General features: G+C 52.2%; 15 protein-coding genes. All 15 read left to right on the forward strand.

All coding sequences use genetic code 11. The features are described from left to right. Window positions 1-4 precede the first annotated feature (4 nt). Window positions 5-1,285 (forward strand): phage portal protein, encoded by a 1,281-nt coding sequence (locus tag ABF463_RS03150; protein WP_415532093.1) that lies wholly within the window; start codon window positions 5-7, stop codon window positions 1,283-1,285. Then, window positions 1,272-1,907, forward strand: a complete 636-nt coding sequence (locus ABF463_RS03155) for an HK97 family phage prohead protease (protein WP_415532094.1) — start codon at window positions 1,272-1,274, stop codon at window positions 1,905-1,907. The genes ABF463_RS03150 and ABF463_RS03155 overlap by 14 nt, the downstream gene beginning before the upstream one ends. Window positions 1,908-1,922: 15 nt before the next feature. Then, window positions 1,923-3,137: a phage major capsid protein gene (locus ABF463_RS03160; protein WP_415532095.1), complete on the forward strand. Its 1,215-nt coding sequence runs from the start codon at window positions 1,923-1,925 to the stop codon at window positions 3,135-3,137. 57 nt (window positions 3,138-3,194) lie between these two features. Beyond that, complete coding sequence (locus ABF463_RS03165; protein WP_415532096.1) at window positions 3,195-3,512, forward strand: hypothetical protein; 318 nt, start codon at window positions 3,195-3,197, stop codon at window positions 3,510-3,512. After that, window positions 3,512-3,817: a hypothetical protein gene (locus ABF463_RS03170; RefSeq protein ID WP_415532097.1), complete on the forward strand. Its 306-nt coding sequence runs from the start codon at window positions 3,512-3,514 to the stop codon at window positions 3,815-3,817. Before ABF463_RS03165 ends, ABF463_RS03170 begins: the two co-directional genes overlap by 1 nt. Continuing rightward, window positions 3,814-4,206, forward strand: coding sequence for an HK97 gp10 family phage protein (locus ABF463_RS03175; protein ID WP_415532098.1), 393 nt, complete (start codon window positions 3,814-3,816; stop codon window positions 4,204-4,206). Before ABF463_RS03170 ends, ABF463_RS03175 begins: the two co-directional genes overlap by 4 nt. Beyond that, complete coding sequence (locus ABF463_RS03180; protein ID WP_415532099.1) at window positions 4,203-4,535, forward strand: hypothetical protein; 333 nt, start codon at window positions 4,203-4,205, stop codon at window positions 4,533-4,535. Before ABF463_RS03175 ends, ABF463_RS03180 begins: the two co-directional genes overlap by 4 nt. Next, window positions 4,535-5,353, forward strand: coding sequence for a hypothetical protein (locus ABF463_RS03185; RefSeq protein ID WP_415532100.1), 819 nt, complete (start codon window positions 4,535-4,537; stop codon window positions 5,351-5,353). Before ABF463_RS03180 ends, ABF463_RS03185 begins: the two co-directional genes overlap by 1 nt. A 12-nt stretch (window positions 5,354-5,365) precedes the next feature. Continuing rightward, on the forward strand, window positions 5,366-5,707 hold the full coding sequence (locus ABF463_RS03190; RefSeq protein WP_415532101.1) for a hypothetical protein: 342 nt from the start codon (window positions 5,366-5,368) through the stop codon (window positions 5,705-5,707). A 322-nt stretch (window positions 5,708-6,029) separates the two neighbouring features. Next, window positions 6,030-6,497 (forward strand): DUF4429 domain-containing protein, encoded by a 468-nt coding sequence (locus ABF463_RS03195; RefSeq protein ID WP_415532102.1) that lies wholly within the window; start codon window positions 6,030-6,032, stop codon window positions 6,495-6,497. An 81-nt stretch (window positions 6,498-6,578) separates the two neighbouring features. Continuing rightward, window positions 6,579-9,239, forward strand: coding sequence for a phage tail tape measure protein (locus ABF463_RS03200; protein WP_415532103.1), 2,661 nt, complete (start codon window positions 6,579-6,581; stop codon window positions 9,237-9,239). A 14-nt stretch (window positions 9,240-9,253) separates the two neighbouring features. After that, a complete protein-coding gene (locus tag ABF463_RS03205) occupies window positions 9,254-9,799 on the forward strand; it encodes a phage tail protein (RefSeq protein WP_415532104.1) in 546 nt (181 codons plus the stop codon). A gap of 2 nt (window positions 9,800-9,801) precedes the next feature. After that, on the forward strand, window positions 9,802-10,293 hold the full coding sequence (locus ABF463_RS03210; RefSeq protein WP_415532105.1) for a hypothetical protein: 492 nt from the start codon (window positions 9,802-9,804) through the stop codon (window positions 10,291-10,293). Continuing rightward, on the forward strand, window positions 10,293-11,489 hold the full coding sequence (locus tag ABF463_RS03215) for a phage distal tail protein (RefSeq protein WP_415532106.1): 1,197 nt from the start codon (window positions 10,293-10,295) through the stop codon (window positions 11,487-11,489). The genes ABF463_RS03210 and ABF463_RS03215 overlap by 1 nt, the downstream gene beginning before the upstream one ends. Then, a partial coding sequence (locus tag ABF463_RS03220) for a hypothetical protein (protein ID WP_415532107.1) occupies window positions 11,489-12,209 on the forward strand: 721 nt, incomplete at its 3' end. The genes ABF463_RS03215 and ABF463_RS03220, both read left to right, overlap by 1 nt.

A 12,209-nucleotide genomic window follows, 5' to 3' on the forward strand; every position in this document is an offset into this window, starting at 1 on the left:
AAAAGTGGCAAAGAAGCAACGACGTTCCCTGTTTAGCATTATCTTTGGCAACAAGCCCGCCGCGCCGCCGGGCATGGCTACACAATTGCGAATGCTCAACGGATACTCACCGGTATTCACGGCGTTCGGCCAGGAAGCCTATGACAGCGACGATGTCCGCGCGGCAGTGGATGCTATCGCCCGCAACGTCGCCAAGCTGCACCCGAAGCACATCCGCAAGGATGCGACCGGTGCGATTGCCAACGTTTCAGACAACATTCAGAATCTGCTGGAGATGCAGCCAAACCCGTATATGGACACCTACACGTTCCTGTACAAAGTCACAACCCAGCTATTCATGCAGAACAACGCGTTCATTTACGTGCAGTATGACAGCATGGGGAATGTGCAGGGGCTGTATCCTATCCCGTTTTCCAATATCCAGCTGATTGAGAGCGGAGGCATTGTCTATGCGAAGTTTTCTTTCACCGGCGGCGACAATGTGACCGTAGAATACACCCAGCTCATCCACCTGCGCCGGTTTTTCTACCGAAACGACTTATACGGCGAACAAAATATGCAGGCATTGGGGCAAACGCTGGACACCATCAATACAGCCAACCAGGGAATAGCAAACGCTGTGAAGTCTTCTAACGCCCTGCGCGGCATTCTCAAAAGTCAGAACATGCTTAAGCCCGAAGATTTGAGAAAGAAACAGCAGGCTTTCATTTCGGACTATATGACCATCAGCGACGGTGCGAGCGGCGTCGCGGCGATGGACAACACCACGGATTATCAGGAACTGAACAGCCAGCCACAGCAAGTCAACGCCATCACAATGAAATTTCTATCGGACAAGGTCTGCCGGTACTTCGGTGTGGCGCCGGAAATCATCACGTCATCCTACACGGAAAACCAGTGGAATGCCTTTTATGAAAGCACCATTGAACCAGTGGCTATCCAGATGAGCTTGCAGTTCACATCGGCGCTGTTCTCAAACCGTGAACAGCAGTTTGGCAACCAGATCATATTTGAAGCGAACCGTCTGGAATACGCCAGCGCGTCCACGAAGATTCAGCTGGTGCAGAACGCCTTCCAAATCGGGCTGTTCACCTACAACGAGATGCGCGAAATATTCAACATGGCACCGCTTCCGGGAGATGATGGTGACAAACGCATCGTATCGCTGAATTTTATTGACGCCAAAAAGGCCAACAAGTACCAGGTGGGAGAGGATGACACCGGACAGCCGGAAGATTTGAACAATCCTATGCAGGAAGGAGATGACCAGAATGCCCAAACATAAGCCAATCAAAGGAGAGCGCGAAATTCGCGCGTTCGCTCTGCCAGACATTACCGCAGACCCGGAAGGCGACGTCGTGCAGGGCCATGCCGCCGTGTTCGGACAGCCCTATGACATGTACGGCATGTGGACGGAAACCATCGCGCGTGGCGCATTTGACCAGACGGACTTTACAGACGTGCTGTTCAGCGTCAATCACGATCTCAGCCGCATCCCACTGGCGCGCAGCCGGAACAACAATGCCAATTCCACCCTGCAATTGCAGGTGGATGACCAAGGACTTGCCACCCGTGCAACGCTTGACGTTGAAAACAACGCCGATGCCCGCGCTCTTTACAGTGCCGTAGGACGCGGCGACATCTCTGGTATGTCGTACATCTTTGCAATCGCGGACGATGAATGGACAGGGCTGGACAGCGATATGCCGCAGCGCACCATTACTGCCATCGCGAAGGTCTATGAAGTATCTGCAGTTTCGATGCCGGCCAATCCCGGCACTGATATATCCGCACGGGGCGCATCGGCACTGGATAGTGCCAAAAGGACGCTGGAGAGCGCCCGCGCCCGGTCACTGGATAGTGACGCCGAGCGACGCAAACGCCTGATCGCATTCACTTATCTGTAAACAAGGAGGAACAACATGCACGAAAAACGTTTAAAGGAAATTTTTGAAAGACTGAACGCCATTGAATCACGCAAAGCTGAAATTCGCAGCCTGTTAACAGACGAAACCAAAAAAGTTAATTTGGATGAACTCCAGACAGAACTCGAGGGTCTGGACACTGAATCGCGCGGACTTTCCACGGAGCAAGCCGACCTTGAACGCCGCCGACAGATTGCCGACGGTATCAACACCGGTGTCATCACAGGGAATCCCATCAATCCGCCGGTACCCGCCGTTGAAAAACGCGACTTTGGAAACATGCCCAAAGAAGAATTGCTTTCCACCCCGGAATACCGCAGCGCATTTTTTAAAATGCTCCAGTGCAAACCGCTAACAGATGCCGAAAAGCGCGCTTATGACAGCTCCACTACGGCGGTCATCCCTACGCAGACCTCAGATATCCTGTTCCAAAAAATGGTCAAAGTTGCTCCGTTACTCAACGAGATCACGCTGCTTCGCGTGGCTGGCAACATCAAATTTGCTGTCCAGGGCACGCGAGACAACGCCGCAAACCACACTGAGAACACAGCAATTACTCCGGCAGCCGATACATTGGTATATGTGCAACTTGGCGGTTATGACTATACCAAGCTGATTGTAATCAGCAAGACAATTTCGACTATGGCTATTCCCGCTTTCGAAGGGTGGATCACAGATATGCTCTCGCAGGACATTGCTGTCAAGATTGAGGATGCCTCTATCAACGGCACCGGTTCCAGCGAGCCAAAAGGCGTTACAAACGCCACCATGTGGGCAGCGGGCACCAATTTGGTGGAATATACGCACGGCGGCTCGCCTACTTACGACAATGTAGTTGATCTCATTTCTATGCTTCCGGCGCGTTACAGCGGAAACGCAAAATTCCTGTGCAACAACAAATTCCTGTATGGTCAGCTTGCCAAGATCAAGGACGATCAGAAACGTCCGATTCTTGTGCAGGACTTCTCCAACCCCATTGCGCAGCGTATCCTTGGATTCCCCATCCTCATTTCGGACAAAGCCCCCGATGGCACGATGATCTTTGGAGACTTCAAGCAAATGGTTGGAAACCTTGCACAGGACGTGACCGTTGAAGCAAATGATGCTGCCGGGTTTGACAGCCGTAGCATTCACTATCTTGGGTCTGCCATCTTCGACTGCGGAATTGCATTGACAGATGCGTTTGTCAAAATGGATGAGGCTGCATCGTAACACAAAATTCTATGGGTGCACGCGTAAGCGGTAAGCCGCCCTTTTGGTGGTGATGGTATGGCAGTTTCAGCAGACTATGTAAACCGACTGGTGCAGTCTCTAAGGCGTAACACCTCCGATGCCGTGACTGCAGAAGTTTCCGCACTGGTGGATGAAGCACGCGCGGACATGGAACGGCTGGGCATCCTGCAAAGCAAAGCGGAAGATGAAACGGATGCGCTTATCTTCGGCGCGGTGCGGGATTTCTGCAAATGGCAATTTGGTCTGGGCAATCCAGATGCCGACCGCTATATGCTCATGTACCAAAGCCGGGTGAATGAACTCCGGCAATCCAGCGGCTACTATGCCGACAGCACAGCAGAGGTGACCGGCTGATGTATTTTTCCGATGAAGGCAAGCTGATCACCGTCACCCATCCAATGGTCAAAGGCGTGGAACAGCCCGCTGTTGAGACAGCCACGCCGGTATGGTACAACGAAAAGTCCGTGCGGCAATCCGAATTTTACGCCGCGTCGGCGCAGGGCGTCCAGTTGGAAAAAATGGTGGAAGTCCACACCGAGGACTGGGCCGGGCAAACGCTTTTTCAAGATGCCGCAGGTATTCGGTACAAGGTGTTTCGTTCCTATGTGACCGAAAAGGACACGGTGGAGCTGACGCTCCAAACAGGAGGCGCACGATGAGCAACACCATGCATGTGCAGGTAGATGATCTGGCCGCCGCGCTAATGGAGCAGCTGAATGCTTACACCGACGAAGTGACGGACAAGGTCATGGCGGCGGTGGACAAGGTGGCTGATGAGACCAAAGAGGTCATCGAGAAGCACGCGCCGTCTCACTGGAAACATTACCGGCGGGCGTTCCGAGTAAAGGAAACATACCGGGATATGCGGAACAAACGTAAGACCTGGTATGTGGCCGCGCCCTATTACCGGTTGACCCATCTGTTGGAATACGGGCATGCCACCCGGAACGGTGGCCGCACACGGGCGTTCCGACACATCCAGTACGGCGAGGATTGGGCGCAGAAGCGTCTACCAGAAGAAATTGAGAAGGCGGTGAAAGGCGAATGACCATCGATTGGTACACACTGCTTTCACAGGCGGGTTATCCGGTAGCCTACAATCATTTTCCTCCCACCAGCGATACCTATGCGCCGCCAGACCCGCCATTCGTGGTGTGGTTGTTTCCACATGAGCAGCACAGCGGCCCGGATGGCATGAACATGCTATCAAGCGATTCCGTACGGGTGGAACTGTATACATCCAACAAGAACGCGGAAGCGGAAATCAAAATAGAAACCATCCTGAGTCCATGGCCTTTTACCAAAGACGAAACATGGATACCGGATCAAAAAATGTACTTGATAAGCTATGATCTATCGATACTGAGGAGGATATAATGGCAGATAAAATTTTGGAAATCCCCATCGGGAGCGGCAATCTGTTTGAAACAGAATTCACCGGCTCAATTCCCGATGATGCAACGATTGAAACCGAAGCAAACCGGCTTGGACGTATTGAAAAAGGTGCGACCGTGCAGTATAAGCCGACCACAAAGACATTCAAGGATGACTATGGAATCATACAGCGCACAGTTGTGACCGAAGAAGAAGTCACACTAAAAGCCAGCCTGATTGCATGGAGTTCGTCCAACATGGACGTGTTTTCCATGAGCGGACGCGTTTCTGAATCTGCTGGGCGGCGCACCATCAAGATTGGTGGTTTGCAGAATGTATCCAATAAAAAGTACCTGTTCCGCTTTGTTCATCCAGATGCTGAACTTGGCGATGTGCGTATTACCATTGTGGGCACTAACACCGGCGGGTTTACACTATCCTATAAGCTAGACGATTCCGGCAATCTCGACCTCGAGGTGACCGCGCAGCCGAGCGACAGCGAAGGCACACTGATCGTCTACGACGAGGAAGTCTTGGGCGATACCGTCAAGGCATCCGGTCTGTCCGTGTCTTCGGCAGCCGGTTCTACCAGCGGCACCACTACACTGACAGTCACCCCGGTGAAATCGTCCGGTGACAGTTACGCGGTGTGTCGCGGCGCGGCTACGCCCGCGGTCGGACAAGTGCTGACAAACTGGTCGGCTTGGGACGGCACCAGCAGTATTACAGCGACCACGGGTGATATTCTAACTGTGGCCGAGGTGGATGGCACCGGTGCGGCAGTAAAGGCCGGTATTGTTGTTGCAACGGCGAAAGCATAAGGAGGACGAACTATGTATGATGTTTCGAGTGTGAACCGGCGCTATTTTGACCTGCGGCTGATCTGCACAGATGAAAATGATGAGGAACATGAACTTAAATTGCAGGTAGAACCACCGAAAATTAAGCTGCTGCGTCGCCTAACGGCCATTGCCAAACCCGGAGATGAAGTAAACGCAGACAATTTTGCGGCCATGGACGAGTTACAGAATGTTGTGCGCGATATGCTCAGCAAAAACAAAGCTGGGTATAAAGTGCCGGACAAGTATGTGGACGGCCTGGACTTCGACCAGCTGATTGGTATCATCACGGCGTATTTTGAGTGGTTGGGAGCACAGAAAAAAGCAAAAAACTAACTGTCCCCTCTTGCCCAGATGATAAAGGTGACGAGGGGCACTTTTCCGTCAATCTGATTGAGGAAAAGATTGTACGGGATTTCACCGGATATGATTTCGACCGGATGGAAAGTCTAACAGTCTTTGAATTCTGGCTTTTCCTTCGAGACGCCGTGATATATAACCTCCAGCAGACCGAGGATGGCAAGGAATATCTTGAAAAGTGCTGGCGGGCACAGCAGACCAAACCAGACAGAGCAGCGCTCCGGCGACAATTCGGAAAATAGTTGACAGAATTGTAAAATTACCTTATGATGGAAACATCTGAAAGGGAGTGGCGGAAATGGCAGAACCAATTTTAACTCTAAAAGGCGTGGCGGGACAACTGGAGCTACATGAAAACAAGGTGGTAATCAAGCGAAAAGGCGCATTAGCCAAAATGACACATGGATTTTCCGGAGACAAAGAAATTATGATTCGAAATATCACCGGGGTTCAACTGAAATTAGGGGGATTTGCGCTAAACGGATTTATCCAGTTCACGATTCCGGGGGGAAATGAAAGTCGAAAAGGGATTTCATCCGCCACTCAGGACGAAAACACCGTAATGTTTCACAAAGACCAGAATAAAATTGCGCAGGCGATCAAAGAAAAAATAGAAGAAATCCAAGAGAGTCAAAACAGGCCGCAGAGTGCGTCAGCGTCAAGCCCTTCTGACGAGATCAGAAAGCTTAAAGGATTGCTGGACGATGGAATCATAACGCAGGATGAATTTGACAGCAAGAAAAACAGTTTGCTTTCCAAAATCTGAACAGCGATAATCAAATAGTTTATAGCACCCGCCAAGCGGGTGCTTTTTCATGCCCATTTTTAATGAAAGGAGTGAAAACGTTTGGGAAATAATATCAAAGGCATCACCGTGGACATCGGCGGGAATGTTGGCCCACTTGCTTCGGCTTTGCAGGAGGTCAATACCCCGATCAACAAGCTGCAAAGCGAACTGAAAGAGGTCAACCGGCAACTGAAATTTGACCCGTCCAACACCACTTTGCTCAAGCAGAAGCAGGACTTATTGGCTCAGAGTGCCGACGCGCTCAAAGACAAGCAGGCTATTCTCAAAAAGGCGGTCACCGACGCACAGGCACAGTTTGAAAAGGGCAATTTTGGCGCTGACAAAGTGCGCGCGGTCGAGCGCGAATATGAAAAGGTCACCAGTCAGCTTAAAGATGTGCAGAAGCAACAGCTGGATGTCGGCGCGTCTGTCGGAACGCTGGGGGACAAAATAAAATCCTCGTTCTCCAATATGGGGCAATCTATCAAATCTGCATTTTCACTGGAGAATGTCAAGGCCGGAATTGGATCGGTTGGTGCGGCAGTCGGCGCTTTCCTTGGAAGTTCCATCAGCAAAGCCCAAGATGCACAAAAGGCCAACGCGGATCTGGCACAGACCTTGAAATCCACCGGTGGCGCGTCCGGTATGACCATGCAGTTGCTCGACGAACTGACCGAATCCATGATCAAAAACACCACGTTTTCGGATGATGAGGTCAAATCCGGCGAAGGCATGCTGCTTACATTCACCAACATTGGAAAGAATGTCTTCCCGCAAGCTACAGCTGCATTGTTGGATATGTCACAGAAGATGGGAACTGCTCCGAAAGATGCTGCCGTCCAGTTAGGAAAAGCGCTCAATGACCCAGTAAAGGGCATTACAGCGCTCACGCGCGTTGGCGTTACATTCACCGATCAGCAAAAAGACCAGATCGCCCAGATGGTCAAAACCGGAGACATGGCAGGCGCCCAAAAAGTCATCTTGGGCGAACTCAACAAGGAATTTGGCGGACAGGCAGCGGCGGCAGCAGACACTTATGCTGGCAAACAGAAACAGCTGCAAAACACCATGGAGGAAGTGCAGGAAACCATCGGCACCGCACTCATGCCGATGTTGGCCAAGTTATTGCAATCTGCCATGCCCATCATTCAGACTGTTGCTGATTTTGTGTCCAAACATCCGCAACTGACAGCCGCCATTCTGGCCATTGTTGCTGTGATTGGCCTATTGGTTGGTGGGCTGTCACTGTTGACCACGGTAACTACAGCGTTTGGAATGGTCGAATTGGCAACGCTGGGACCTATCACTTTAGTGGTTGCAGCGATTGCAGGACTTGCAGTGGCTGCGGTGGCCATCGTAACACATTGGAAAGATATCTCCGGTTTCTTCGTAGGGCTATGGAAAGATGTCAGCGGCGCATTCAATGCCGCCAAAACGGCTATCGGAAACGTATTGAATGGCATCGCGGGATTTTTCCGGCAATGGGGTGTGGTGATCCTCGCGGTAATCGCGCCATTTGTCGGAATTCCGTTGCTCATCATGCAACACTGGGGACAAATTTCGGCGTTCTTTGTAAGCTTGTGGAACGGCATCAAAGCAGGTATATCCGCTGCATGGAACGGTATCAAGGCCGTGGTAATGGCCGTAGTGACACCGCTTATTAACGGCGTTATGAATATCTGGAACGGCATGAAGGGCGGAATCCAAACCGTGATGAATGGACTAAAAAACATTCTAGGAGGTATTTGGACGGTTATCAAAAACATCGTGCTTGGGCCGGTTCTGTTGATCTGCGACCTTGTGACCGGAAACTTCGGAAAACTGCACGATGACGCGGTTAAAATCTTTACCAACATTCAGAACGGGCTGGCACAAATATGGGCAGGCATTCAGCAGGTAATCACCGGCGTCGTCCAGGTCATAGTAACCGTAGTGATGGCTATATGGAATTCTTGGGTGGCGGCTGCACAGACAATATTCAATGCGCTGGCAGCGTTTTTTACAGGTCTCTGGAATGGTATCAAGAACGTTGCTGTTGATGTTTGGAATGGGCTGATTGCTTTCTTCACCGGCCTACCGAACACCATCGGAAACATTATGAACGCCATCGGATCGTGGGTACGCAGCGTATGGGACGGGCTTGTAGGATTTGTGGCCAGTATCCCCGGACGATTTATGTCTGGTTTGTCTTCACTCGGAGGAGCGGTGCGCAGCGGGTTTCAAGATGCCATCAGCTTTATCACCGGTCTGCCGGATGAAGCACTCAAATGGGGCGGAGACATCATCAACGGCATTGTAAACGGTATCAAGAATGCCGCCGGTGCCGTTGGAAAAGCCGTGCAGGGCGTGGCGCAGGACATTCGCTCCTTCCTTCACTTCTCAGAACCGGATACTGGCCCTTTGGTTGGCTTCCACGGCTGGTGGAAAGATATGATGTATGGTATGGCGGAAGATATCAATTCCAATATCGCACCGGTAGCCGACGCAGCACGGCATGTGGCGGAATCGGTGGCAAGCAATATCGGCGGTTCTATGTCGTTAATATCTACACCCGTCTCTGCTCTATCGGCAACACAGCGCACATCATATTCCACCACCAATGCGACGACCAACAACACCAAAGCGCCGGTCATCAACATCAATGGGCCGATCAATATGACTGATGCGGGAAGCAAGCGGGCAAACGAGCAACAGCTCCAATTCATGTCACTGTCCATCTAAGGGAGAGGATTTATATGGTTACACCAATCAGCTTTAGTGGCATTGACATCAACACAGATCAAATTGCATCCGTACTAAAAGGTGCATTTGATTCTGACAAAGTACTTACTGACAATGATATTCTGAGTGACGGGCAGGTGTTTGGACGGTCGAAAGTGAGCGAACGCAAGCTGGTGCTGAATATGGTACTGTCCTCATATAGCGCCGTCATGCAGGCTTCCCTTAACCGGATGGTGACAGGAAATGCCTTAAAGCCTCTTGTGATCGACACGGATATGGGGCGATTGATTGGTTACGCCGAAGTGGCCAGCCTTGCTACCAGTGACGATTCGGTGCTGTTCAAATCGATTCAGCTAACCATGCCCGATCCGCATTGGTACGCCTTGGCTCCAGACATACTTTCATTGGAACCTCACATTGACAACGGGGTGATTTTTGGCGATGTGACACGGATACAGCTTGATGCCGGCGCGTCTGACGCGGCGGTGCGGACATTGCTGGACGCGGCAGGCAGTGACGACAACACACGCACAACACTGGATGCGGGAGGGAGTGACTGATTATGGCGGCACTATATGAGTTTTTAAACCGCAGGGACACCTATGCCAACTGGCAAAACAACAACGTTGTACTGCCCGAGGGAGTGCTCGGCGTTATCACAGACAGCCCAGAGGACGAGTTGTGGCTACTGATGGGCGACGGGCAGACACACGTCAAAGACCTAAAAGTATGGGTAGTAAGCCAAAAATACGCGCCTTTTTCGCAGCTCACGCTGCACATGGACGGTAGAAATCCCCCCTTTAAAATTGCTGGTCAGGATGAGGGAGCCTACTATGTTTTGGTCGCACCAAACGGCGATGTGACGTTTAACTACTCCCATGTTACAGTCAACGGCCATTTTTGTGGGCCCGCACCATGGGCAAGCTATGAGGGGTGTGCTGTCGGAGATCAAGTGTTTGCACAGACATTAGGCAAACCGCTTTGGTGGGATGGGTCAAAGTGGGTAGACGCCACAGGTGCAGCAGTCACTTGGGATGGAGGAGGAGTGGGCTAATGCTGCACAATATCATCTTCGGCGCACCTAAAAACCTGCTCAAGCTGCTCTCCGGCGCTCAGTCCGCAAACGGCATCACCGCGCAGGCGGCGGCAAGCGGACTAATCACACTCTCCGGCACTGCCACGGCGGATACCGCCCTCACGATCCCTGTAAACAGTGCCGCGCTTGGCAGCGGGCAGTATACCGCCTCCATGACCCCAAAAGGCGGCTATGCGACCGGAAACGTGACGGCAAATATATTGCAATCCGCACAGGCAACGCAAGCAATTGTTGGCGGTCAAAAAACCGGTACGCAAAACAACGCGAAACTTACCGTGGTTGGCGGCATGGTAGCTGCCGCCGGGCATCGATATTTTTTGTGTGGCTTTTCAAAATCCGCCTTTGCAATTAATCTACAGTCGCATAATACTTCATACGCCGTTATTGCCCCCCTTGCTGCGTCGTCCTCATATGTTATTGGCTATGGATTAGTCAACATATCGACGGTATACGTCGACAATTTTTATTTGCAAACGCCTGCCGCTGTGACCGGCGCATATGATGTTAAAATTATGGCAATCGACATGGGTGCGGCCGCGTCAAACCCATTGTACAACCTCACCGCCAACCAGATGGCGGCGCTGTTCACGACCTATTTTGAGGGCACAACTACAGTGGTACTCCCGTCACCGCTCGCGTCTGTATCTGCCAGCACACCGTCCACCCTTACCGCCGCAGGGCAGTCCATCCCGTCCGTGCAACTTTTTATCCCCTCCGGCACGGTCTGCCAACAATACCAGCTTGGCTTGCAAATCGAGGCAGGCAGCACGGCGACCGGCTGGGTATCCCCCGGCACGCAGGGTGTTATTTTTTACCCGGCGGTCGGTGAGACCGGCACCATCACCAATACCGGCAATGTAGATGCTTATCCGGTCGTTACGATCGTCGGCTCGTGTGCCAATCCATCCATTGCCAACAGCACAACTGGTGAGACAATCGCCGTCAACGTTGCGCTGGGGAGCACCGATACCCTTGTAATCGACTGCCGACCGGCCACGCGCGGATGCTACCTGAACGGCACGCTCACATTCGGCATCAAGCAGGGACTGGGCTGGCTACACTGCCCGCCGGGGGACAACGTGCTGACGTTTGAGCGTGACGGCTACGACACCAAACGGCACTGCACAATTGCCCTGCAAGGGAGGTATTTGTGATGTACATCAAGCTGTTTGACCGCGATCACATCCAACTGGACGAGCTATACCAGTTCAGCCCGCCGAAATACGGCTGGACTTTAAACGACATTGACACCATGGCGCTGGACATCGCACTGGCTGACCCAAAATGCACACCCGCAAACATGCAGTTAGGCAACCATATTGAGTATGCCGCCGACAACGGCGCGACGGTGTGGAGCGGGTACATCGCCGGTCATAGTTTCGACGACACAAAGCTGACGCTCAACTGTACGGACTATAACGCCTTGCTCAAATACCGCCGTCTGCGCGCCAAGACCTACCCGGTGCTGGAATACGGCACCCTTACACAGCAACTGATTGCGGACTGCCAGAGTGCGCGCACAGATTATCCCATTGGGCTGGCTGGGTACAGCATTGCGCCCGGCGCAATCCAGACACAGCGTGAGGTTAAAGCAACGGATATGCTGTTTGATAAAATCAAGGACATCTGCGCCGACGCCAACTATGACTATTGGGTGGACACTGCGCGGGTGTATCACTTCGCTTTGCGGCGCGGCGCGGACAAACCGCAATATGTGCTCGAATACGGCGGAGAAGCAGACAACATCATCGCCGCGCCTACGCTGGCCCGCGATATCCTCAACCTCACTAACGACGTATATGCCGAGAGCACGGTGACTGACAGTGACAATAACAGCACGACCATCACCAGCGAGCAGCAGGACACCGGCAGCC

The organism is Ethanoligenens sp., from assembly GCF_047718355.1.
Classification (GTDB): domain Bacteria; phylum Bacillota; class Clostridia; order Oscillospirales; family Ethanoligenentaceae; genus Ethanoligenens.